At 58.2% G+C, this 22729-nt stretch carries 22 protein-coding genes; 12 read left to right on the forward strand and 10 right to left on the reverse strand.

Translation table 11 applies throughout. The features are described from left to right. Position 1: 1 nt before the first annotated feature. Positions 2–157, reverse strand: a complete 156-nt coding sequence (locus KW403_RS03410) for a hypothetical protein (protein ID WP_223021356.1) — start codon at positions 155–157, stop codon at positions 2–4. Beyond that, on the reverse strand, positions 141–1742 hold the full coding sequence (locus KW403_RS03415) for an OpgD/OpgG family glucan biosynthesis protein (protein WP_223021357.1): 1602 nt from the start codon (positions 1740–1742) through the stop codon (positions 141–143). Before KW403_RS03415 ends, KW403_RS03410 begins: the two co-directional genes overlap by 17 nt. Positions 1743–2046: 304 nt before the next feature. On the opposite strand from KW403_RS03415, the gene KW403_RS03420 reads away from it, so the two are divergent. Beyond that, positions 2047–2829 (forward strand): SDR family oxidoreductase, encoded by a 783-nt coding sequence (locus tag KW403_RS03420; protein WP_223021358.1) that lies wholly within the window; start codon positions 2047–2049, stop codon positions 2827–2829. An 8-nt stretch (positions 2830–2837) separates the two neighbouring features. Here the strand turns inward: KW403_RS03420 and KW403_RS03425 are convergent, their stop codons facing one another. Then, positions 2838–4193, reverse strand: a complete 1356-nt coding sequence (locus KW403_RS03425; protein ID WP_223021359.1) for a GH1 family beta-glucosidase — start codon at positions 4191–4193, stop codon at positions 2838–2840. Between the two features lie 38 nt (positions 4194–4231). Beyond that, on the reverse strand, positions 4232–5302 hold the full coding sequence (locus KW403_RS03430; protein WP_223021360.1) for a LacI family DNA-binding transcriptional regulator: 1071 nt from the start codon (positions 5300–5302) through the stop codon (positions 4232–4234). A gap of 281 nt (positions 5303–5583) precedes the next feature. Here KW403_RS03430 and KW403_RS03435 point away from each other — a divergent pair, with 281 nt between their 5' ends. The 7 genes from KW403_RS03435 to KW403_RS19320 all read left to right on the forward strand — a co-directional run bounded on the left by KW403_RS03435 (position 5584) and on the right by KW403_RS19320 (position 13699). Further along, positions 5584–6939 carry an ABC transporter substrate-binding protein gene (locus KW403_RS03435; protein WP_223021361.1) on the forward strand — a complete coding sequence of 452 codons (1356 nt, stop codon included), beginning with the start codon at positions 5584–5586 and terminating at the stop codon, positions 6937–6939. 227 nt (positions 6940–7166) lie between these two features. Continuing rightward, positions 7167–8171 (forward strand): carbohydrate ABC transporter permease, encoded by a 1005-nt coding sequence (locus tag KW403_RS03440; RefSeq protein WP_223022429.1) that lies wholly within the window; start codon positions 7167–7169, stop codon positions 8169–8171. Further along, positions 8168–9304: a carbohydrate ABC transporter permease gene (locus tag KW403_RS03445; RefSeq protein ID WP_223021362.1), complete on the forward strand. Its 1137-nt coding sequence runs from the start codon at positions 8168–8170 to the stop codon at positions 9302–9304. Before KW403_RS03440 ends, KW403_RS03445 begins: the two co-directional genes overlap by 4 nt. 8 nt (positions 9305–9312) lie before the next feature. After that, on the forward strand, positions 9313–11001 hold the full coding sequence (bglA, locus tag KW403_RS03450; protein WP_378596583.1) for a beta-galactosidase BglA: 1689 nt from the start codon (positions 9313–9315) through the stop codon (positions 10999–11001). Next, on the forward strand, positions 10998–12086 hold the full coding sequence (locus tag KW403_RS03455) for an ABC transporter ATP-binding protein (RefSeq protein WP_223021363.1): 1089 nt from the start codon (positions 10998–11000) through the stop codon (positions 12084–12086). Before bglA ends, KW403_RS03455 begins: the two co-directional genes overlap by 4 nt. Before the next feature lie 254 nt (positions 12087–12340). After that, positions 12341–13033 (forward strand): helix-turn-helix transcriptional regulator, encoded by a 693-nt coding sequence (locus tag KW403_RS03460; protein WP_223021364.1) that lies wholly within the window; start codon positions 12341–12343, stop codon positions 13031–13033. Between the two features lie 243 nt (positions 13034–13276). After that, positions 13277–13699 carry a helix-turn-helix domain-containing protein gene (locus KW403_RS19320; protein WP_246637878.1) on the forward strand — a complete coding sequence of 141 codons (423 nt, stop codon included), beginning with the start codon at positions 13277–13279 and terminating at the stop codon, positions 13697–13699. Positions 13700–13740: 41 nt separating this feature from the next. Here KW403_RS19320 and KW403_RS03470 read toward each other — a convergent pair whose 3' ends face one another. From KW403_RS03470 to motA, 6 genes are all read right to left on the reverse strand, one after another. Beyond that, positions 13741–14181: a hypothetical protein gene (locus KW403_RS03470; RefSeq protein WP_223021366.1), complete on the reverse strand. Its 441-nt coding sequence runs from the start codon at positions 14179–14181 to the stop codon at positions 13741–13743. 16 nt (positions 14182–14197) lie between these two features. After that, positions 14198–15268, reverse strand: coding sequence for a flagellar biosynthesis protein FlhB (gene flhB, locus KW403_RS03475; RefSeq protein WP_223021367.1), 1071 nt, complete (start codon positions 15266–15268; stop codon positions 14198–14200). 80 nt (positions 15269–15348) lie between these two features. Further along, positions 15349–16359, reverse strand: a complete 1011-nt coding sequence (locus tag KW403_RS03480) for a FliG C-terminal domain-containing protein (protein ID WP_223021368.1) — start codon at positions 16357–16359, stop codon at positions 15349–15351. A 38-nt stretch (positions 16360–16397) separates the two neighbouring features. After that, the gene (gene fliN / locus KW403_RS03485) at positions 16398–16784 is read right to left on the reverse strand and encodes a flagellar motor switch protein FliN (RefSeq protein WP_223021369.1); all 387 of its coding nucleotides are present in this window, start codon (positions 16782–16784) and stop codon (positions 16398–16400) included. A 25-nt stretch (positions 16785–16809) separates the two neighbouring features. Next, positions 16810–17748, reverse strand: a complete 939-nt coding sequence (locus KW403_RS03490) for a FliM/FliN family flagellar motor switch protein (RefSeq protein ID WP_223021370.1) — start codon at positions 17746–17748, stop codon at positions 16810–16812. A gap of 31 nt (positions 17749–17779) precedes the next feature. After that, positions 17780–18655: a flagellar motor stator protein MotA gene (motA, locus tag KW403_RS03495; protein ID WP_223021371.1), complete on the reverse strand. Its 876-nt coding sequence runs from the start codon at positions 18653–18655 to the stop codon at positions 17780–17782. Positions 18656–18798: 143 nt separating this feature from the next. Between motA and KW403_RS03500 the strand changes: the two genes are divergently transcribed. The 4 genes from KW403_RS03500 to KW403_RS03515 are packed head-to-tail and all read left to right on the forward strand — an operon-like array spanning position 18799 to position 22680. Further along, entirely contained in the window at positions 18799–19923 is a 1125-nt protein-coding gene (locus tag KW403_RS03500; protein WP_223021372.1) for a DUF1217 domain-containing protein, read from the forward strand. A gap of 8 nt (positions 19924–19931) precedes the next feature. Then, the gene (gene flgF, locus KW403_RS03505) at positions 19932–20648 is read left to right on the forward strand and encodes a flagellar basal-body rod protein FlgF (protein WP_223021373.1); all 717 of its coding nucleotides are present in this window, start codon (positions 19932–19934) and stop codon (positions 20646–20648) included. After that, positions 20645–22042, forward strand: a complete 1398-nt coding sequence (gene fliI, locus KW403_RS03510; protein WP_223021374.1) for a flagellar protein export ATPase FliI — start codon at positions 20645–20647, stop codon at positions 22040–22042. The genes flgF and fliI overlap by 4 nt, the downstream gene beginning before the upstream one ends. Further along, positions 22039–22680: a hypothetical protein gene (locus KW403_RS03515; protein WP_223021375.1), complete on the forward strand. Its 642-nt coding sequence runs from the start codon at positions 22039–22041 to the stop codon at positions 22678–22680. The genes fliI and KW403_RS03515 overlap by 4 nt, the downstream gene beginning before the upstream one ends. The last annotated feature ends 49 nt before the right edge of the window (positions 22681–22729 follow it).

The following is a 22729-nucleotide window of genomic DNA, read 5'->3' on the forward strand; positions in this document are numbered from 1 at the left end:
TTCACTTCCACGCCAATCGTTTGAGCAGAATGGAGAAAAGCGCCGGACGAGCGCGCCGGCGTTCAAGCACCTGCTCGGGCATCGCCATGGGCGCCACCGGCAGAGTGTGACGGAGAGGCGTCATCGGCTGGCTATCCGTCTCACGAACGTGCATCATCTGTTTCTCTCCACTGATAACTCCAGATTTCGGAAAGGCGTTTGTCGTCGAGCTTGAGATGCCCGCTCATTTCGACAGGACCCTCACCGTTCGGCTTCAGGTCAATCACCAGACGCCACATGCCGTTGCTCTCGATGCGGGAAACCGCCGAATGGGCAATCTCGCCCCGGCTGACGTTTACAACTGCTTCAATGTTTGAATCGCCGGGAAGGTTCCGCAGGACTTCGCCATCAAAATCCACGACGAACTTGCGCAACCCGTCCTCGTTCTTGACGCCCGAAACACCTCCCTCTCCGCTGCGAAGCGCCATAACTCTGGCGAACCGGTTGGTCGGTTCGTCGATAGCGCCCCAGGTCAAGCGATAGTTGAATTCCAGGGCATCGCCGGCCTTGACGTCTCTTTCAGGGACCCAGAACGCGACAATGTTGTCATTGACTTCCAAGTCGGTGGGGATCTCCACCAGAGTAATGTTGCCACGCCCCCAGGCCTCGAGCGGCTCAACAAGCAGTGACGGCCTGCGTTCGTAGTGAGCGCCGGCATCCTGGAAATGCGCGAAATCACGATCGCGCTGATACAGCCCGAAAGCCTGCGGGCTGTCTTCGGAAAAGAAGGATGTTGCGAGCTGGGAGGGATTGTTCAAATTGCGCCACAGCTCGTCACCGTCCTTGCGAACGATCTTCAGACCATCGCTGTCATGCACCTGCCCGCGATAGTCATCGAAAGCGCTGTCATTGTTCTCAGCAAAGAGGAACATGGATGTCATTGGCGCAACGCCGAGGCGACCAATATCCTTGCGGGCGAAGAGGCGTGCGGTCACCGTCATGACGGTGTTTCGCCCAGGCGTTATGACGAAGCGATAGGCGCCGGTCACACTTTCGCTGTCGAGCGCCGCATAGACCACCACTTCCTTGCTGCGCCGATTTGGCTTCTCGATATAGAAATCGGTGAAACGGGGGAACTCTTCCCCATTGGCGGTAGCTGTATCGATGGCTAGACCACGCGCCGACAGCCCATAAAGCGTGTCCCGCCCCAGCGCACGAAAATAGCTTGCACCGAGGAATGAGACCAACTCATCCATCACATCAGGAGCGTTGAGAGGGTAGTGAAGCCGGAATCCGGCCTCACCCTCCATCACGAGATCTTCGAAAAGGGCCGGATCGAGCGGCTTGCGATACTCGAAATCACGACCGGTGAAGAGGATCGGCTCGGCCTTATCCCCCTCCACCGCGTACAGGCGAACAGGCTCCTTGAACAACCAGCCCATATGGAAGGCCTGAAGCTCGAATGGGGCCTCCCCCTGCCACAGGGCGTGATCGGGCCGGAAGCGAATCGCCCGATGCTCATCATAGGTCAAGCTGGCTATCTGCTCCGGCAACTTGAACTCAGCCTTTGAGAATGGCTCGGAAGCTTTGCTCTTCATCGCCTCCGTGAGAGCTTCAAAGGAAAAGGCCTGTGCCTTTCCTTTCTCATCAACGCCTTGCGGCGCAGGATTCTCGGCGCGCGTCTGGGTTGCAAGAGCCGTCAGGCTGGACGTACCCAACAGCGACGCTGACAGGCAGGAAACAAGGAAGGATCGTCGGTCCATATATGGAGCTCGTATGCAAGAAAACTTAGGGTGAAGCCGCGGCACAAACCACGCGCTTTCAACGCATTAATTGCGGTTTTGTTTCGGCACTGGACATAACATTCGAAGACTGACCGTTACCAAGATTTGAAGGCACAGCACGAAGCGGCGGATCGCTGTACAGCTTCCCCTCAAGACTTGCAATCCTGTTCTGAATCGTGCCCAATCGCACCGTCTCGCCTAAGGTGAGCAAACCCACCACAAGCCGTCATGGCCGAATTGGATAAAAGGCTGTTGGCGGTGCATCAATCCGGGAAATTTGCCGATGGATCTAGGACTGAAAAACAAGCGCGCCCTCGTGCTCGGCGCAAGCCGCGGCCTCGGTGCTGCCATCGCCCAGGGGCTGGCGAATGAAGGCGCGAACGTAATCGCCGCCGCACGCAGCAAGGACAAAATCGGGGCTTGGGTGAAGGAGTTGCCGGCAGGCGCGGGCTCCGTACAACCCTATGAGCTGGATCTCTCAGACCATGCCGCGATCGACGATTTGGCCGACAAGCTTCTGGCCGAAGGGGGCGTCGACATTCTTGTGAACAACACAGGCGGCCCCCCGCCCTCTACGGCTGTGGAGGCAAAACGCGGAGACTGGATTTCGAATTTCGAGACGATGGCCGCCAATATCTTTCATCTGACCGGGCGCCTCCTGCCAACAATGCGCGAGCGCAATTGGGGGCGTATCCTGACCGTCACTTCATCTGGTGTGGAGCAGCCAATTCCGGTTCTGGCGTTGTCCAACGGCATTCGCTCGGCTATCGTCGGTTGGTCGAAAACACTGGCCACGGAAGTCGCGCGCGACGGCGTTACGGTCAACATCCTGATGCCCGGACGCATTCACACCCAGCGCGTCGTCGAGCTTGATACGGCGGCAGCCAATCGCTCCGGCAAGCCCTTGGAGGAGGTTTCCGCGGCTGCGGCGGAGATCATCCCAATGGGGCGGTACGGCGATCCGGAGGAGTTCGCCAACATGGCGGTTTTCCTCGCCTCCGAGCGCGCCTCCTATATCACCGGCTCAAAGATACGGATCGACGGCGGCGCCACCCGTTCGGTCTAGGCTTCGGCTCAACGTCTCAACGCACGCCCAAGCGCATGCCATGATGCCTTGGGCGTGCGCTCCAGTGTTTCGAAATCGACGTGTACGAGACCAAAGCGCTTCTCGTAACCGAGGGCCCATTCATAATTGTCGAGAAGCGACCAAACGATGTAGCCCTTCAGCGGGACGCCCGCTCTCAAGGCCTTGCGCACAGCAGCGAGATGTCGGTTGAGGTAATCGATGCGCGCGGCGTCATCCACACGCCCGTTCATCACCTCGTCGGGCGAAGCCATGCCGTTCTCCGTGACAAAGATCGGCAGCCCTTTGGTATAGGTCTCGTGCACCCAAGTCATGAAATGATGCAGGCCATCAGGGTAGATTTCCCAACCCATCTGCGTTTTGGGCAATGGCCCCTCCACCTCCTTCAATGCGGGGAACTGGTCTGACCCGTCCGCGGCAATCAGCTTGCGGGTATAGTAATTGATCCCAAGCCAGTCGACGGGTGTGCCTATGATATCGAAATCCTTTTCGTAACCCTCCGGCATATGAGGCCCAAGCCCCTCAAGCACGTCTTCAGGATAGGCTTTGTGGAACACACCACCCAGGAACCAGCGATTGTATATGCCATCGTAGAGGCGCGCTGCCTTTCGCGCCTGCGGACTATCGTCCGCAGGCGCCGAATACTCGAAATTGGCGACCAGACCCAGATTGTTCATGCCCAATGCGCGCATCGCCTGTGTGGCGCGGCCGTGCGCCAGAAGCACATGATGCATGGCGCGCGCAGCCGCACGAATGTCGCGCAATCCCGGAGCATGCTCGCCCATGAAATGGCTGAGCCAAGCCACACACCAGGGTTCATTGATCGTGGCAGCCGTGGCCACCCGGTCGCCAATCCGCTTCATCACCACATCGGCGTAATCGGCAAACCAGGCTGCCACATCCCGGTTGCGCCAACCTCCGAGATCCGCCAGCGGCACCGGCAGGTCCCAATGATAGAGTGTGGCGAATGGCTTCAGGCCCCGCTCGAGCATGCCGTCGACGAGACGGTCATAGAAGTCGAGCCCTTCGGCGTTTGTCGCGCCGCGCCCCTCCGGCAAGACACGCGACCAGGAAGTAGAGAAGCGGTAGCAATCGAACCCCGCATCACGCACTAGATCGAGATCACGTTCCCATCTGTGATAGTGATCGCAGGCCGTCGCCCCACTTTCCCCGCGCACGGTGTTTCCGGGCGTGGCCGCGAACGTATCCCAGTGCGACACTCCACAGCCACCAAACCGACTGCCCTCGATCTGATGGCCGGAAGTGGCCGTTCCAAAGATGAAATCGTCCGGAAAGTCCGCACGAGATAATTCGAGCTCCCTGACTTCCGTGTCGGTGGCGGACATGATGGCCTCCCGGTTTGACCTTGGATGACGAGTCAGAATCAGCGCTGCCTAGGGGGAGCAGTGGTCTGACCTATGACGAAATCGGCCTCCCACAACTCGCTTTGAAGAGGGCCATGCGGCTTGTCGATACGTTCAAGTAGCATCTGCGCCACACGCTTACCGGCCTCGCGGATGGAGGAGCGCACTGCAGTGAAATACGGAATGTCCGGCACCCTGCCTCCAAATCCCGATTTGGAGCCGGACTGCAGAAACGACAGGCAATCGTCGAAGGCGATGACTGACACGTCCGCGCCTGCTCGCAAACCAAGATCTGCCAGTGCCCGTGTCACGCCCATGGCCGGCAGGACACTTGCCACGACAATGGCGGTCGGAGGCTCCGGGAGATCCATCAATGTCCGCGTCGCGTGGTACCCATAGGGTTCCACCATGTCGGAGCTGTGCAACAGCCGAGCATCCAGCGCGATGCCGGCCTCCTCCAGCGCGGATTCGTAACCCTGTCGCCGGCGGTCTGCGAAGTTCATGGTCTCCAGACCGTTGATGAGCGCAATTCTTTGATGCCCCAGGTCGAGCAGGAACTTGGTGGCGCGATGAAATGCCCGACGGTTGTTCACATCCATCCAGCAGTAATCCGCCCCTTCCTCGTCGCTCCGCCCATGAACGACGAAGGGAACCCCGAGTGCGTTGAGGATGCCAATGCGGCTGTCCCCTGTCAGCGGGCCATGAACCACCACCCCGTCCACGCGCTGATCATCCACCAGATCCCGATAGATGCGCTCCTGCTCTTCGAGCGACGCGAGCCGCAGAAGGATGTCATATCCATTCTCGCCGTAGATCTCGCCTGCCCCGGCGATGAAATCGGCAAAATGCGGGTTGATCATGATATGCTCGGACAAGCTCACCACATGCCCGATCATGCGCGACTTGCCAGTTGCAAGGCTCGCCGCGCTTGGGCTCGGTCGATAATTCAACCGTTCGGCTGCTTCCACCACTCTCGCACGCGTTTTCTCTGCCACCTCAGGAAAGCCATTCAGCGCCCGTGAAACAGTCGTCTGCGACAGTCCAAGCGTTTCCGAGAGCATTTTGAGATTGATCGCTTTTCGGGCGGTCACCGCGTCTTCCTTTTCCAAAGCGCTTTAAAAACTGGTGTCACAGCCTTCTGATTTGATCAAGGCCTTTGAGATTCGAAATGGCGACATTGAACAAATTAGAGGAAATTTCTGCGTTTCCAGCCATTTTTCTCCAGCAATCTACTCAGCCCCTTGACTCTGAAACACCGCAGACTGATGCTACCTTTATCCAAAGCGCTTTGAATTTCGTTTAGAACGTTGTCATTGCGACGGACATGCAAAACCCGAGGAGGAGCGGCCCTGTGCCGCAAAGTGGAGGAACCATGAAAACGTCCATGATTGTCGGCGCGCTCGCACTGGCGCTCGCCGGCACCACTGCTCACGCCGCCGACCTGAAATTCGCCCCGGGCGAGGATGCCCGCTTCAACTGGAAAAGCTTCGAGGATTTCCAGGCAGAACATGATTTTTCCGGTCTGGAACTAAGCATCTTCGGCCCGTGGCTGAGCGCCGACAAAGATCTGTTTGAATCGATCACCGCCTTCTTTGAGGAAGCCACGGGTGCAACGGTGAACTATTCCGGATCCGACTCCTTCGAACAGCAGATCGTGATCGACACACAGGCTGGAAGCGCGCCGAACATTGCGATTTTTCCGCAGCCCGGCCTAGCGGCCGACCTCGCTTCCAAAGGCCTCCTCGCACCGCTTGGCAACGATACCGCCGAGTGGATGAAGGACAATTACGCGGCGGGCCAGTCCTGGGTTGACCTTGGAACATACAAGGGCAACGACGGAGCGGCTGCGTTTTTCGCGTTTCCGTACAAGGCCGATGTAAAGTCGCTCGTCTGGTACATTCCGGAAAACTTTGAAGATGCCGGATATGAAGTGCCGCAAACCATGGAAGAGCTGAAGGCGCTTTCCGAGCAGATCGTCGCTGATGGTGAAACTCCCTGGTGCATCGGGCTCGGTTCGGGTGGTGCAACCGGTTGGCCGGCAACCGACTGGGTGGAAGACATGATGCTGCGCACCCAATCGCCGGAAGTCTACGACCAGTGGGTGCGCAACGAAATCCCCTTCAACGATGAACGTGTCATCGCCGCGATAGAGGAATTCGGCGCGTTTGCCCGCAATGACGACTATGTTGATGGCGGCGCGGGCGCCGTTGCTTCAACCGACTTCCGCGACAGCCCCAAGGGTCTCTTCGCCGTGCCGCCGAAATGTTACATGCACCGGCAGGCATCCTTCATCCCATCCTTTTTCCCCGAAGGCACTGAACTCGGCCGCGATGCGGACTTCTTCTATCTGCCCGCCTATGCGGAGAAAGATCTGGGAACGCCCCTGCTCGGTGCAGGAACGGTCTTTGCGATCACCAAGGATTCTGAAGTGGCACGCGCCTTCATAGAATTCCTAAAGACACCCGTCGCACACGAACTCTGGATGGCACAAAGCGGATTTCTGACACCCCACAAGGGGGTCAATGTCGAAGCCTATTCCAATGATTCGCTCCGCAAACAGGGGGAAATCCTAACTAGCGCTACGACTTTCCGTTTCGACGGGTCCGACTTGATGCCGGGCAAGATCGGCGCCGGCGCATTCTGGACGGGTATGATCGATTATGTCGGCGGTAAATCCGCCGAAGATGTCGCCACCGACATCCAGAAGGAATGGGACGCCATCAAATAGGCACACGCACTGACCGTCCCGCCGCGCCAAACAGCGGCGGGACCGGCCAAACCCAGCAGGCGCCTCGGGAGGCAGTCATGGCAATCTCCTCTACCCAAACAGGCCCCACTGACGGGTCACCCGGCCCTGGTGCATTTTTGCTGAACCTCGTGATCGCACTGGGCATCATGGTGGCAGGCATCGTCTTTGCGGTGCTGTGCGCGGTGGCCGTCTTTACCGTTCTCGACATGGTTCTTCCCGATATCAAGCTGGTCCAGGCGGTGTTGGTCATGGTGCTCGGCGTGGCCGCCTGTTTTGGCTATTTCTGGGGCTCCAACCGATTGCTGGACATGGTTTATCCGCCACGCGGACGCCGCGTGGCCGAAAACATCAATGCAGCCAATGGCATCCGGCCATGGCTTTTTCTCGGACCAGCCGTCATCATTCTGGGAATCTATCTGGTCTACCCGGTGGTCAATTCGGTCGTCCTGTCCTTCTACGGACCAAGCGGAGAACATTGGGTTGGCGGTGACAATTATGCCTGGCTGGCAAAGGACGCGGCCTTCCGCGAGAGCATGCGCAACAATCTTTTGTGGCTCTTTGTGGTGCCGGCTGCGGCCACCTTCTTCGGCCTCATTGCCGCCGCCCTGACCGATCGGATCAGTTGGGGAAATGTCGCCAAAAGCCTGATCTTCATGCCCATGGCGATTTCCTTCGTCGGCGCCAGCGTGATCTGGAAATTCATCTATGATTACCGCGCCGAAGGGTCTGAACAGATCGGCATTCTCAACGCCATCGTCACATTTTTCGGCGGCGAGCCGCAGGCCTGGATTACCATCCCCTTCTGGAACAATTTCTTCCTGATGATCATCCTGATCTGGATCCAGACGGGATTTGCCATGGTCATTCTCTCAGCCGCGCTGCGCGGCATTCCCGAAGAAACCATCGAGGCGGCCATCATCGACGGCGCCTCACCCTTCCAGATTTTCTACAAGATAAAGGTCCCGCAGATCTGGGGCACCATCGCCGTGGTCTGGACCACCATCACCATTCTGGTCCTCAAAGTCTTCGATATCGTGCTCGCCATGACCAACGGTCAATGGGGCAGCCAGGTTCTTGCCAATTACATGTTCGACTGGATGTTCCGCGGCCTCGATTTCGGCCGTGCCTCCACCATTGCGCTGGTGATCATGGCGATGGTCACGCCCATCATGATCTGGAACATCCGTGAAGCACGAAAGGACATGAAATGAGCACGCCCGTTGGCTCCCGGCCCGCGCTCGCATGGGTGGTCAATATTTCCGTGATCCTCCTCGTGGCCCTTTGGACCCTTCCCACCTTCGGCATTCTGGTTTCGTCCTTGCGCGACAAAGACCAATTGGCCGTGAGCGGCTGGTGGACAGCTCTGACCGCATCCGAACGCAACCTCGTCGCGCGTTCAGCCCCGCCGGAGGAAGCAACACTTCAGGACGGCCGGTATATGCTTACAGGGAATGTATTCGAGGGCAACAGCGGCGAGGTCACCGGCTTTGGCATTTCCTCGCGCGAACCCTCTGTCTTTGCCGTCGGAGAAAATGCGGAGTTGCGCGACGGCGGAATGCTCACCGTCGACGCCGATGGCAACTATATGATTGCTTACTCGGAAAAACCCGAGCCCGGGCGCGGTCATCGCATCTTCGTGAGCACAGTGGAGCCGCCAAGATTCACCACCGAGAATTATGAGAACGTGCTGTTCTCGGAAGGCCTTGGAAAAAGCTTCATCAACACGATGACCGTAACCATTCCGGCCACAGTCATCCCCATCCTGATCGCCGCCTATGCAGCTTATGCACTTGCCTGGATGGAGTTTCCCGGCCGAGCACTTCTGCTCGCCGCCATCGTCGGCCTCCTTGTCGTGCCGCTTCAAATGTCACTCATCCCGCTCCTGCGCCTCTACAACACGATTGGCATCGGCAAGTCGTTCATTGGCATCTGGCTTGCGCACACCGGCTTCGGGCTGCCCCTGGCCATCTATCTCCTGCGCAATTACATGGCTGGCCTGCCGCGCGAAATCATCGAGAGCGCGCGCGTCGACGGCGCGTCGGACTTCGAGATCTTCCGCAAGATCATCTTGCCTCTTTCGTTTCCTGCACTGGCATCATTCGCCATCTTCCAGTTCCTCTGGGTCTGGAACGATCTGCTCGTCGCCACTGTCTTCCTCGGCAATAACGAAGAGCAACTGGTGCTGACGGGACGTCTACGCGAATTGCTGGGGTCTCGTGGCGGCAATTGGGAGATACTTACCGCCTCGGCCTTTGTGGCCATCGTGGTGCCCATTCTCGTTTTCTTCGCACTGCAACGATACCTGGTCCGCGGCCTTCTCGCCGGGTCCGTCAAAGGAGGCTGACCACTCCCATGAATGTCCTGCACGATGTTCCCTTCGAACATGCCCCCGGAGCCATGAGCCGCCACGCGAAAGACGGCGACTGGTGGCGCGGCGCGGTGATTTACCAGATCTATCCGCGTTCCTTTCAGGATTCCAATGGCGACGGGATCGGCGACCTTAAAGGCATCACCCAGCGCCTGCCCTACATCGCCTCCCTCGGTGTAGACGCGATCTGGATCTCGCCTTTCTTCAAATCCCCCATGCTCGACTTCGGATATGACGTTTCCGACTACAAGGACGTCGATCCGATGTTCGGCACGCTGGCCGATTTCGATGCCATGATCACCGAAGCTCACCGGCTCGGCCTCAAGGTCATCATAGATCAGGTCATTTCCCACTCTTCCGATCAGCATCCATGGTTCATGGAAAGCCGGCAAAACCGCACCAATACGCGCGCCGACTGGTATGTCTGGGCCGATCCAAAACCCGATGGCAGCCCGCCGAACAACTGGCTGTCAATCTTCGGCGGCTCGGCCTGGCAGTGGGATACGAGCCGTTGCCAATACTACCTGCACAATTTTCTGGCGAGCCAGCCGGATCTGAACTTTCACAACCCCGATGTTCAGGATGCCCTGCTCGATACGGTCCGCTTCTGGCTTGAGCGCGGCGTCGATGGCTTTCGTCTCGACACGATCAATTTCTACGTTCATTCGGCCGGACTGGAAGACAACCCGCCGCTCAAACAGGAACACCGCAACGCATCCATCGCCCCAGCGGTCAATCCCTACAATTACCAGGATCATCTCTATGACAAGAACCAGCCCGAGAACCTCCAATTCCTGAAGCGCTTCCGCGCCCTGCTCGATGAGTATCCCGGCACTACGGCCGTCGGCGAGGTGGGAGATGCCCAGCGCGGGCTCGACATCGTCGCCCGATACACAAGCGGCAACGACAAGGTGCACATGTGCTATTCCTTCGATTTTCTATCGCAGGAGCCACTGACACCAAAACGCGTTCGCGAGGTCATCGAGGCCTTCGAGCAAAAAGCGCCGGATGGCTGGTCATGCTGGAGCTTTTCCAACCATGATGTGGTGCGCCACGCCTCGCGTTGGGCCGACCAGGTGCATGACCGCGAAGCCTTCCTCAAGATGACGACAACGCTGCTTCTGTCGCTGCGCGGTTCTGTCTGTCTCTATCAGGGAGAAGAATTGGGCCTCACGGAAGCGGTGCTCGACTTCAAGGACCTGCAGGATCCATATGGCATCCAGTTTTGGCCGACCTTCAAGGGGCGCGATGGCTGCCGAACGCCGATGGTGTGGTCGGAAACACAGGTTAATGCCGGGTTCTCGGGCGTAAAACCATGGCTTCCTGTTCCACCGGAGCATCTGCATCTGGCGGTCTCTGCCCAGGACAGGCCGGGCTCCCTCCTCACCCATTACCGCAAAGCGCTCGCCTTCCGCGCGCGGCATCCGGTGTTCGCCAAGGGCGACATAACGTTCAGGAACGCAGGGCCCGACGTCCTTCTGTTCGAGCGCTCAATGGCGGCGCACACGATCATCGTTGCCATCAACATGACCGGTCATCCCGTCGAGATTTCACTGGATCTGGAAGCCTATGCGACCATGGAAGACGCCGAGGCCGACGGCGTGATGGAGAACAACCTGTTGAAATTGCCGCCATATGGATGCTGGTTCGGCAGCCGGGGAGTGGCACAATGACGGCGCTCGATCTGAAGAACATTCAAAAAAGCTATGGCGCTACGAAGGTCATACACGGGATCGATCTCAAGATCGAGGATGGCGAGTTCATCGTTTTCGTCGGTCCGTCGGGCTGCGGCAAGTCCACCCTGCTGCGCATGATCGCCGGTCTGGAAAACATCACCGGCGGAGACATGTTCATCGGTGGTGAACGGGTCAACGACATCCCACCTTCCCAGCGCGGCATCGCTATGGTGTTCCAGTCCTACGCGCTTTATCCGCATATGACGGTCTACGACAATATGGCCTTCGGCATGAAGATTGCCAAAGCCCCGAAAGAGGAGATCGACAAGCGTGTACAGGCCGCCGCGGAAATTCTCCAGCTGACTCCGTATCTTAATCGCCTGCCCAAGGCGCTTTCGGGCGGTCAACGCCAACGCGTGGCGATCGGTCGGGCCATCGTCCGCAATCCGAAAGTGTTCCTGTTCGATGAACCCTTGTCCAATCTCGATGCGGCTCTTCGCGTGGCGACACGAATAGAGATTGCCAAGCTGAAAAGCTCCATGCCCGAAACGACAATGATCTATGTCACCCATGATCAGGTGGAAGCGATGACGCTCGCCGACCGGATTGTGGTCCTGTCCTCGGGTCATATCGAGCAGGTGGGAGCACCAATTGAGCTCTATGAAAAGCCAGCCAACCTGTTCGTCGCCCGTTTCATCGGCTCACCCGCCATGAACATCCAGCCGGCCCGGGTCGAAAGAACCGGTCACAACACCCTTATCAGCCTTGGTGGACGGGAGACCATGATTCCCATTCCCTCCCCCGAAACGCTCTCTGGCACCCGGTGCCATTTCGGCGTTCGCCCCGAAGACCTGCGAATCGCCGATGGAGAAAACTTCCTTTTCGAAGGCGACGTGCACTTCGTCGAGCGACTGGGTGAAGTCACCAATGTTTACCTGCACGTGAAAGATGTGGATGACGCAATCGTCGTGAAAGTGGCAGGCATACAGAAATATACCAAAGGCGAGCGTCTCCGCATCACTGCAGCCCCTGAAAAGATGCATCTTTTTACGGAAGAGGGTCGCTCATTCCTTCATATTTGACACGCTTGATGCGCGCGCAGGATTTCTTGACCCGAATCGAAAGCTTACCTAACCATAGTGAGGTTACTGGGGCTTCCGAACCTCCACTCTGGATCTCCCCTCTTGTGCTGCTCGTAATGGAATGATCGGCTCTGAAACTGCCGGCCTTTTCGCCATGAAATTTTTATGGAACGGGCATTCAGCGGGCCTCGTATTGCGTATCCGCGAAACCCTTGGCACCGGTCTTTGAAGGTGCGGATTTGCGGTGACACCGAATGGCGACTGAGACACGCGAGAAACGCCCTGCAAGGCTATCCAAGGCCGTATCGCGGCGCGATCTCTCCAACCTTGCACGCAACTATTGCCAGTCTGGCGAACCTATCTCCTACCTGATTGCGGAAGCTGCACCAGACAGCACGACGGGTATGGCAAGTATTCTTGTGTCCAACTGGACCTTCGACACGATCGAGGATGTGGGACTAACGGCAATCACCCGGCTTGTCGAAAGCTCCATTTCAACCTTTCCGGGTACGATGCCGCGCGGATGGCATCCGCTAGCACTTTCTGCGCTCCTGGCTTGCGATGAGATCGCGAACCTTTCGCTTCATCAACAGCAAGAGGTTTTCCTTCTCAAACTCCCCTCAGGCAAAAAGCGCTACATCGCGCTGATATCCACCAATCAGACGGACGCGCTCGATCTCGCCGAGCTGCGTCGATTGCAGATGGGGCTGTGTCATCTCCTCTCAGGCTACAAGACCAAAGCGAACCCGGCGGGCGAGCCGCTCTCCGAGCGGGAGCGGGAATGCCTCCATTGGGTTTCTGAAGGGAAAACAGCCGATGAGGTCTCGCTTATCATCAACGTGTCATCGAACACGGTGAACAGTTATGTCGCCCACGCGATCCACAAGCTGGCGGCCAAGAACCGCGCTATGGCGATTGCTACGGCCATTCGCAACGGACTTATATAGATCGGTATGTCAGGGATGCTTTCGGACATCGCAGTCGAGCTACAGGAGCTCAGCGAAAGCATCGGCGCTGACCGATTTCATCTTTATCTGGTCCAAGGCGTCTCAAAACCCAAATTGATCCCCTGTATGACAGGGCATCTCCCCGAAAAAAAAGGCGCAAGCGTCGAGTTTGCAAGTCGATTACCCAAGCGCTTTGCAGACAAGCTCTCTGAAACCTTCCACCCCCTGTCCTGGGGGATTGCAATGCCTGAGACGTCTTCGGGGATGCACTGGGAGGAAGTCTCTCCACTGGATGAGGGAAGTTGCCTGATCCTGCCGCTCGCCACGGATCAGCGGAATCATGGGGCGATTTTCATTCTCGGCCAGAACATCAGTGTGGACCGGGATATCCTGTTCGACCTTCATAGTCAGTGTCACGTTCTTTTCGCACAGCTTGTCGAACGAGACCCGCATCCCGCGGAAAACGCAAGCCCGACCATTTCCACACGCGAACTTCAGTGTTTGAAACTGACCGCCAACGGACTGACCAGCGAGGAAATCGCAAAGCGCCTGGGGCTATCGGTACATACTGCCAACCAATATCTGGCGAACACGACGCAAAAGCTCAACGCGGTCAACCGCGTTCACGCAGTTGCCAAGGCACTTCGCAGGGGATTGATCGACTAGTCGCCAATTTCCCTGCGGCGACGCCGGCCTGCAAGTCCGGATCACCCGTTAATGAGCGGCCTTTCGCTGCGCACGATGCGCGAAGCCTGCAGGGCTTTCGCCAGGTAGCGCGAATTCACCTCAGGATCATCGGACGGATTGTCAAAGGCCACGTAATTGACCTCGACCCCGGCATTGTCTGCGCTGAGTTCCAAGGTGAAATAGACCGTGGCGCCCTGCGGGCGCAATTCCAGATCGAGCGAAATGCGCGGGCTTCCGCTCCATGTCACATGGGCGTCACAGCCGTGCCCCAGACGCAGCGTACCCGGCATGAAATAGAGTTCAGCAGCAGACTCAACGATATCAGCCACGCTTGCCAAGCTCTCCAGCCGAATGAACGCGATATAGTCGGCCACGTCGATCAGACGCAACTCGTTCGCCACCGCGCGTATGGCGTTGGCAACGATGATTTCGCGAGCAGGCGAATGCGGCTGCTTATCCATAGTGTATCCCTGCTGACTACGGTCTCTCACCGGTTCTGTAGATGCGACGGATCAACTCCGCGACAGCTTTGTAAAACTGCGACGGAATCAAACTATCAATCGAAACTTGTTTGTACATGGAGCGCGCGAGCACCGGCTCTTCGAACACTGGAATGCCGTGCTCGGTTGCAATTTCCCTGATCCGGAGCGCGATAAGATCTTGCCCCTTCGCCACCACCACGGGTGCCGCGTCGTCGTCGCGGCGATATCGCAATGCGATGGCAAAATGGGTCGGGTTGGCAATGACAAGTGTCGCCTGCGGCACTGCCGACATCATGCGCTGGCGCGCTCTGTCACGCGCGAGCGACCGCAGGCGCGCCTTGACGATGGGGTCACCTTCAGTCTGCTTGTGCTCGTCCTTGACTTCCTGCTTGGTCATGCGCAGATCCACACGCCACTGGTGACGAGACCAAAAGAGGTCGGCAACCGCGATGACTGCTACCACAAGTGTCACAACGACAAGACACTGAACTGCAATATCGCGAATGATCGAGGTGAATTCGACAGGATTGGTGATCATGCCGGCGAGCAATCGCGTCTCGGCCTCGCGCATCGCCAAAATGAGAAAGCCGCCGGCAACAATGATCTTTCCCAACGATTTTGCGAACTCCACAAAACCCTTGGCGCCGAAAATCCGGCTCCAGCCCTCTTTCAGTGAGATGCGCGAAAGCTTCGGCTTAACCCGATCAAGGACAAATCGCGGTGTGTTCTGAAAGACTGAAGCAGCAACACCAGCCGTTACAAGAAGAGCCATAACGACCCCGACAACCTTCGCGATCTCCAGAAACACAAGCTGGTAGATCGCCATCGCATCAGAGCGCGTTTCCAGCGACCAACCGTCCGCCCGTTCCAGAAAAATAGAAAGAAAGCTGCCGAGGCGTATCGCGCTGTCCTGCGCGAAAAAAATTGTGAAGGTCAGTATGGCAAGAAAAGACGCGAAAACAGGCACTTCCTTGGAAAAGGGCAACTGCCCCTTGTCGATGGAGTCACGGATCTTCTTTTCCGTTGCCTCTTCGGTCTTGCTTTCCTTGTCGGCACCTTCCGCCATCAGGACCTTCGCTCAAGCGATTGCAGATACAGTGATCCGGCGCGCGAGTCCGCGAACCGGCTTTCTCCCTCATGAAAGCGTCAGGCGGCTTCCTGCTGCTGCATGCTTGGGAGGACAAAACTGCCCTGCTGTGCGAGCTGAACCGCACTTGCGGAAATGCGCCTGCGAGCCTGCATGATATCGGCCTCTGGCACGTCCTCCGAACCGGTGCTGAGTTCTGCCTCGATCATGCGGCGTGTGCGCTGGCCGAGCGCCGACAGGACCGCTTCGACAGTGGCTTCCGGAGCGTTGCGAAGCGCCAGCGTGACCAGTTCACTCGACAAGCCGTCGAACAGCGCCACGCGTGCTTTCTGATCAAGCAACACAATCTCCTCGAAGGAGAACAGCTGGGAGCGGATCGCTTTCACATCGCTGGTGCCGGTGAGTTCCAGTTCGTGAATGACCTCATCGGCCTGCTCCTTGTCGAGCTCGTTAAGGAGCGATGCCACACGCGCCAGACCGACTGCAGAATCCTTGCCGGCGCGCATATTGCGCAGAAGTTCGCTCATGCGGTTCTCGATAAGCTTCTTTGCCTGCGTGGGCATCTCCCCCGTCGCCGCCATCCGGCTGATGACCGATGTGCGTAGGCTCTTGTCCAGGCTTACCAGCACTTTCGCGGCGATTGATGGAGCGATGCCACCCAAAATGGTTGCGATGACTTGCGGATGCTCGGCGGAGATAAGTTCAATCAATTCCTCCGCAGGAAGCTTTTCAAGTTCGGCCCAGACCTCTTCGGCTTCGCTGACCGCCGGCGCATTGCGCCCCATAAGCAGGTCCATCTCCTCTTCGGAGAGGGTTTCATTCAAAATCGTGTCAATGCTGTCGGCTGAATCGAGAAGCCCGGCTCCCTCGGTGAACTCGCTTTCGAATTCGCTGACCACTTTCTCCAGCTCCGCCTGCGGAATCGTCCGCAACATGCGGGCGCCTTCCATGAGCGCCTTGAGCTCGTCCTGTTTAAAGAACTTTAGTAGACGACCTGCCGAAGGCTTGCCCATCGCCACGAGAATGGTGGCCGCCTTCTGTGCCTGTGTCAGAGCAAGAGCCTCTGTCATGATCGAACCGACCTTCCTAACCGCTATTCGCTATGCATTTACTCGACGGATGCCTTGCCGGCGATTTCCGTGAGCTTCACCCCGAAACGAGACGGGTCGTCATCGACCAACGTAATCTCACCCCGCGCGATACGCCTGCCGTTCACGACGATCTCGACCGGCTCGCCGACGCGTCGATTGAGCGACACTGTCGACCCCTTTTTCAGGGCCATGAGTTGCGACACCGGCATCTCGGCGCTGCCGAGAACGATCTGAACCTCAACGGGAATGCTCATCACCAGATCGGGATTTCCCGAGAAAGAGTCGGCTCGCTCACCACCGCCGGGATTCTCCTCGTGGAGCACGTCCTTCAATTCCTCAATCGCCTTGTTGAGCTCTTCCTCGCCGTGTTCCTGCGGCTCCGGCTCGGCATTTGTCATCGTCATTCTCCTTCACCGCCTTTCCGGCACATCATTGTGCCAGAAGGCCTTCGACGACATCCTTGCGGGCGTCGAAGGGTTGTTTGATCCGCACTGTGTAGTGATGTCCGGCTTTCCCGAAATCACACGTGAAAACGGTCTTGTCGCGTACTGCGAGCCGTGCCTCGGGTTGAGCACCATCGCCAAACTCGATCACCTGACCTTCATGAAGCGACGCGAGTTGGCCGAGCGCCATGCGCATCACCGGAATTGTCGCCTTCAGGCGCACGTTCGAACGCATGACCTCGTCGCTGAAGCGATTGTGCCAGTCCGCCGCTTTGACACTGTTCTGGCGCGTGTCTTCTGCTTCAGGATCGCGAACCTCAAGCAGAAGTCGCTGGGGCATCCATGCGGTGAGAAAACCACTCTGGTTTTCTCCGCCAATGGCAAATCTTATGCGAACACCCGGACCGTCCCGCACCACGAAGCGTTTGAAATCAGGGCCGGCCAACACCGTCGGCATCTGCAAGCGCAATCCGAGCGAACGGGCGCCCTTCCCATTCAAGGCCCTGGCAAAAATATCGAAGGCATGCGCTGCCACATCGCGTTCAATAGCCGAAGGCGGACGCTGGAGTGGAACCGCAGGCAAGTCAGGATTGCCTCCGAACATTGCGCCCACGAGATGGGAGATCGCCATAGGATCAAGCCGCATGGTAAGTGCGTCACCGGATGCATCTCCAGGAACAACCACCAGCGCATCACAGCAGTCCGCTTGTGGCTTTAGATCGGCAAGCCGGACGATTTCGACGTCTACCAGATCGACCGTGATCGGCGTGGGCAACTTTTCTTCCAGACTGTCCATGACACGCGGCAAGGCACGGGCTGCGCAGGAACGCGCGGCCTCAACCACCTTTCGCGGATCGCCGGTAGCGCCCACAAGTCGCTCGACGACAAGGGCACGCATCAGTTCTGGGTCATCCGTCAGCGCCATGATCGGCCATAACTCCGTTGATCCTGCTGCATCATGCGGCCTGTTTCTCACCACCGCCGGCATTCATGGTGCTTTGCTCGACAGCATCGATGGTCGGTCGGTCGTATGCGGAAATGGTCTTGCGACCAAACTCAAGCGCCACCTGCGGCAGCGAACCGTTCATGTACGCAAGCAACGTCTGTTTCACGATCACGTAAAGCCGGTTCTTCTTCTCGCGAACAATCTTGATCTTGGTCGCGATCGGACCGACCACCGCATAGGACATGAAGATTCCAAGGAAGGTCCCCACCAGAGCCGCGCCAACCAGACCACCAAGGATTTCAGGAGATTCGTTGATCGCCCCCATGGCCTTGATCACGCCGAGAACGGCGGCCACGATGCCCAGCGCAGGAAGTCCTTCGGAAACCGCCACGAGTGCGTTGTAGGATTTGAGTTTGTCGCGCCGGATGGTTTGGATTTCCTCATCCATCAGCGCCTCGATTTCGAAAGGACGCGCATTGCCAATGATGATGATGCGGCAATAGTCGCAAATGAAATTGGTGAGGTCCTTGTTCTTGAGGATCGTCGGATAGGTCTGGAAAATTGCGGATTCTTCGGGATTGTCGATATGCGCCTCAACCTCGCTACGCGATTTGGTGCGCAACTCCCGCATCAGACTATGCAAAACGCCGAGTGTTTCCAGATACTCGGTCTCTTTCGGCACCGAACCCTTGAAAGCCTCGATGCAGGCCTTGCCCGCATCCTTCACGGTCGACATCGGGTTGGCGACAAGGAAGGTTCCGAACGCCGCCCCGCAGATGATCACGAATTCCCACGGCTGGAAGAGCACATCCACATGCCCACCCATCGCCATGTAGCCGCCGATCACGCAGCCGAGCGTTACCACCAGTCCGATCAGAATACCCATCTACACCGCCATCTTTTCTAGGCCTTTTCCCCTGTGTATCCGCCGTGGCTTGCGTGAGGCTTGAATACCTGAAGAGGCTGCGAAAGCCTCGCGCAAGATAGGCGGATTAGGGTTGCGCAACCGAAGATGGCGGAGGGCACGCCTTGATCAACACCTTCACGAGCTACAACCTCATCAACCGCGACCTGTCGCGTTCGCTGGAGCGTGTGCAGTCGCAGCCGATGGTGCAGCGAGAGACCGAATATTATCAGGAGAACATCGGTCGAGTGACCTCCATCGAGGAATTCGTCAACGATGATCGCCTCTTTCAATATGCCATGAAGGCACACGGGCTCGACGACATGGCTTATGCCAAGGCCTTCATGGTCAAAGTGCTGGAAGAAGGCATCAGCGATCCCGAAAGCTTCGCGAACAAGCTCACAGATAAGCGTTATGTCGAATTCGCCCGCACCTACAATTTTGCGGCGGGCGGCGTCGACACCACCAACTACAATCCCGCGCAAAAGGGGACGGTGGACAAATACCTCACCCGCGCACTCAAGAACGGCGCATCTCCCAATGATCCGGCTCTCATCGGCAGCATCAACAATTACCTGGCGAAGATCCCCGACATCAAATCCGTGGATGATCTGCTGAACGATCAGGAAATTCTGTCATTCGCTTTGCTCGCGAACGACTTCGATCCGGACGAGGTGATCGACCTCAAATTTCTTCGTTCGGTCCTGGAAGGCGGCATCGACGATCCCGATAGCCCCGCGAACCAGACCGACGACAAACGTTACAAGGCACTTGCGGAAGCCTTCAATTTCGCGCGCTACGGCGAGGATGCAACGACCTACAACATCGCCAACAACCTGGCGGTTGAGCGTTATGTACGCCAGACACTTGAAGAGGATGCGGGCCAGGAGAACGAGGGGGTACGGCTCGCGCTCTACTTCCAACGCAAGGCTCCCGAATTTCAGTCCTACTACGAGCTGCTGGCCGACAAGGCGATCGCCGAGGTGGTGCGCACAGCGCTTGGTTTCCCCGCCGCACTTGCCCAGGCCGACATCGACAAGCAGGTCGAGATGATCAAGGAACGCATCGACATCGAGGACTTTCGCGATCCCGAAAAACTGGAGGACTTTCTAAAGCGCTTCACCACGATGTGGGAACTCGAGAACCCTACCAGCTCTCAGCAGACCTCCATCGCCGCGCTGTTCAGCCAGCCCGCCGAATTCGGGATCTCCACAGATATGCTTTTCACCATCGCGCAGTTGAAGAGGTAAGAGACCCTATGCAGACCGGACTCTATGTGGCCCTGTCCTCCCAGGTGGCGCTCGAGAAGCGCCTTGGAACACTGGCCGACAACGTCGCGAATGCCGGCACTGTCGGTTTTCGTGCCACATCGGTGAATTTCCGCGACATGGTCAACGGCGACGGTCCGGATTCGGTCTCGTTTGCTGCCCCCGGCACACCCAACATTGCCACCCACGCCGGCGGATTGCGTGAGACCAAAAACCCGTTCGATTTCGCCGTACAGGGCGACGCCTGGTTCGCACTCGATACGCCGGCCGGCACCGTCGTCACCAAGGACGGCCGCTTCACCATGCGCGACACCGGTGAGTTGGTCAGCCTCGACGGGCACCCAGTCTTGGATGCCGGCGGAGCCCCGTTGCTGCTCGATCCCCTCGGCGGCCCGCCCGAGGCAAGCGCAGACGGCACGCTTCGACAAAACGGCCAACTGGTCGGTGCTATCGGTCTCTACGCATTCGCTCCGTCTCAGGATTACGCACGCTTCGGCAATTCGGGCTTCGTCGCCAATGATGCCCAACCTGTCATCGATCAGCCGGATGTCGGCGTCGCCCAGGGTTTCGTGGAAGAAGCCAATGTCAATCCGGTTCTTGAAATGATGAACCTTATCGAAGTGCAGCGCACCTTCGAGCATGTTTCGGCGTTGATGAGCGATAGCGATACCGCGCTCAAGGATGCCATAAAGCTTCTGGGCGCATGAGTGAAACTGTGACAGAGCCTGCAATCTCTGCTGTTCCCCCTAGAGAAACCGTGCTGACCGCGCTTGAAGAGGCTTACCGACGAATAGCGGGCGATCAGCGGTTCCTCGTCCGGCATGGCGGTCGTGTCAGCGAGGTTTCACCGACCCATTACAGCGTGCGCGGCCTTTCGGACACGGCCAAGCTTGGTGATGTGGTTTCGAGGCAGGATCGTAGGGGTGGCATTGCCGGTGCCGGGGAGGTTGTACGCATCGCGCAGGATAGCGTGCTCGTTGCTCCCTTCGAGGCAGCAGGCGCGGTGGGGCTCGGGGAAGCCGTTTTCAATCGCGGTCAACTCGGTCTTGCGCCGTCCCCATCATGGCGCGGTCGTGTCATCGATGCGCTTGGTCGACCCGCGGATGGAAAGCCTGCTCCCACCGGGGCACCTTCCACCACCAGTGCCGCCCCCGTCACGCCACCGGCCATGCAACGACACCGGGTCTCTGAAGCATTTCGTACAGGTGTTCGTGTCATCGACATCTTCACCCCCCTTTGCCATGGACAGAGGCTCGGCGTCTTTGCCGGTTCCGGCGTCGGCAAATCGACGCTCCTGTCCATGCTCGCCAACGCGGATGCGTTTGACACGGTGGTCATAGCACTGGTGGGTGAGCGCGGCCGCGAGGTCCGAGAGTTCCTCGAGGACACAATCGGGCCCCAAGGCATGACCAAATCGGTGGCTGTGGTCGCCACCAGCGACGAAAGCGCCATGATGCGCCGTCGCGCACCAGATACCGCCATGAGCGTCGCTGAATATTTCCGTGACCGCGGTGACAAGGTTCTTCTCATCGTGGATTCTATCACGCGCTTTGCCCATGCATTGCGCGAAGTGGCAATTGGCGCCGGAGAACCTCCCGTGGCACGCGGTTATCCTGCCTCGGTGTTCACTGAACTACCGCGCCTGCTCGAACGCGCCGGCCCCGGGGAAACCGGCCGCGGCTCCATCACAGCAATCCTGTCTGTGCTTGTGGACGGAGACGATCACAACGACCCGGTTGCCGATGCCGTGCGCGGTATTCTCGACGGCCATGTGGTACTCGACCGCGCCATTGCCGAACAGGGACGCTTTCCGCCGGTCAATCCCTTGGCCTCCATCTCACGCCTTGCCGAACGTGCGTGGAAACCCGACGAAAAGCGGTTGGTAACACGGTTGCGCGCGATGATCGCCCGCTTCGAGGACACCCGCGACATTCGTCTCCTCGGCGCCTATCAACCCGGAAACGATGCCGATCTCGATCAGGCCGTGCGCCAGATACCGCTCATCTACGATGCCCTCACACAATCGCCGAACGATCCGCGTTCAACTGATCCTTTCGCGGATCTGGCGATGAAATTGAAAGCCGGAGAACCGGTACAATGACGTTGAAACTGGCCAGTCTCGAACTTCCGGATGGGAGGCGGACCGAACCGAACCCGACCGCTGCGCCTGCAGTCGAGGCACCCCCGTCTTCCCGAAAATCCGCATTTCTTCCCCGCCGTCTTCAAAAGGCCGCGCCGCTCCACAAGCCAAGCAGCAGCCGCAGCGACTGGATGATCATGGTCGGGGGTATCGGGCTCGCCGCAGTTTGCGCTATGTTTCCCTGGTACATTTTTTTCAATCAGGAACAGTTCGGCGTTCGCCCCATGACCTTCGCGGGGCGCCCCTCTCCCCAGGGGCCTTCGCGCGAGGCGCTCCCCGCCTTGGTCGGTGCGCGCATTCCATCGCAGATCATTCCCTTGCCGCAGGTCGATTATACGTCCACCGGAACTGTCGACCATACGCCAACCGAAGCGTTGGAAGACCAGCCCTTTCCCGGCGATGAACCAAGCTTTCGCCTCGTGCATGTGGTGGGCGGACGCGCCATGATCGAAGACGAGGATGGATATTGGCTCGTCCAACGCGGCTCTCGTCTACCCGATGGCAGCCGCGTCTCTCAGATTGTCTGGAAAGACGGTCACTGGGAAATGGTCACGTCGCGTGAGCTGGTGGTCAAAGTTTCTGCAGAAGACGGGACGTAAGGCCCACACAAGACTGGCTGCCTAAAGTGCCATCAGGATGTTTGCATAG

This window comes from Nitratireductor kimnyeongensis (assembly GCF_019891395.1).
GTDB lineage: Bacteria > Pseudomonadota > Alphaproteobacteria > Rhizobiales > Rhizobiaceae > Nitratireductor > Nitratireductor kimnyeongensis.

What these genes read in the sequence shown, in the direction of transcription:
- KW403_RS03410 (WP_223021356.1), bottom strand. Translation starts at nt 157, where the DNA reads ATGATGCACGTTCGTGAGACGGATAGCCAGCCGATGACGCCTCTCCGT.
- KW403_RS03415 (WP_223021357.1), bottom strand. Translation starts at nt 1,742, where the DNA reads ATGGACCGACGATCCTTCCTTGTTTCCTGCCTGTCAGCGTCGCTGTTG.
- KW403_RS03420 (WP_223021358.1), top strand. Translation starts at nt 2,047, where the DNA reads ATGGATCTAGGACTGAAAAACAAGCGCGCCCTCGTGCTCGGCGCAAGC.
- KW403_RS03425 (WP_223021359.1), bottom strand. Translation starts at nt 4,193, where the DNA reads ATGTCCGCCACCGACACGGAAGTCAGGGAGCTCGAATTATCTCGTGCG.
- KW403_RS03435 (WP_223021361.1), top strand. Translation starts at nt 5,584, where the DNA reads ATGAAAACGTCCATGATTGTCGGCGCGCTCGCACTGGCGCTCGCCGGC.
- KW403_RS03440 (WP_223022429.1), top strand. Translation starts at nt 7,167, where the DNA reads ATGGTTCTTCCCGATATCAAGCTGGTCCAGGCGGTGTTGGTCATGGTG.
- KW403_RS03445 (WP_223021362.1), top strand. Translation starts at nt 8,168, where the DNA reads ATGAGCACGCCCGTTGGCTCCCGGCCCGCGCTCGCATGGGTGGTCAAT.
- bglA (WP_378596583.1), top strand. Translation starts at nt 9,313, where the DNA reads ATGAATGTCCTGCACGATGTTCCCTTCGAACATGCCCCCGGAGCCATG.
- KW403_RS03455 (WP_223021363.1), top strand. Translation starts at nt 10,998, where the DNA reads ATGACGGCGCTCGATCTGAAGAACATTCAAAAAAGCTATGGCGCTACG.
- KW403_RS03460 (WP_223021364.1), top strand. Translation starts at nt 12,341, where the DNA reads ATGGCGACTGAGACACGCGAGAAACGCCCTGCAAGGCTATCCAAGGCC.
- KW403_RS19320 (WP_246637878.1), top strand. Translation starts at nt 13,277, where the DNA reads ATGCCTGAGACGTCTTCGGGGATGCACTGGGAGGAAGTCTCTCCACTG.
- KW403_RS03470 (WP_223021366.1), bottom strand. Translation starts at nt 14,181, where the DNA reads ATGGATAAGCAGCCGCATTCGCCTGCTCGCGAAATCATCGTTGCCAAC.
- flhB (WP_223021367.1), bottom strand. Translation starts at nt 15,268, where the DNA reads ATGGCGGAAGGTGCCGACAAGGAAAGCAAGACCGAAGAGGCAACGGAA.
- KW403_RS03480 (WP_223021368.1), bottom strand. Translation starts at nt 16,359, where the DNA reads ATGACAGAGGCTCTTGCTCTGACACAGGCACAGAAGGCGGCCACCATT.
- fliN (WP_223021369.1), bottom strand. Translation starts at nt 16,784, where the DNA reads ATGACGATGACAAATGCCGAGCCGGAGCCGCAGGAACACGGCGAGGAA.
- KW403_RS03490 (WP_223021370.1), bottom strand. Translation starts at nt 17,748, where the DNA reads ATGGCGCTGACGGATGACCCAGAACTGATGCGTGCCCTTGTCGTCGAG.
- motA (WP_223021371.1), bottom strand. Translation starts at nt 18,655, where the DNA reads ATGGGTATTCTGATCGGACTGGTGGTAACGCTCGGCTGCGTGATCGGC.
- flgF (WP_223021373.1), top strand. Translation starts at nt 19,932, where the DNA reads ATGCAGACCGGACTCTATGTGGCCCTGTCCTCCCAGGTGGCGCTCGAG.
- fliI (WP_223021374.1), top strand. Translation starts at nt 20,645, where the DNA reads ATGAGTGAAACTGTGACAGAGCCTGCAATCTCTGCTGTTCCCCCTAGA.
- KW403_RS03515 (WP_223021375.1), top strand. Translation starts at nt 22,039, where the DNA reads ATGACGTTGAAACTGGCCAGTCTCGAACTTCCGGATGGGAGGCGGACC.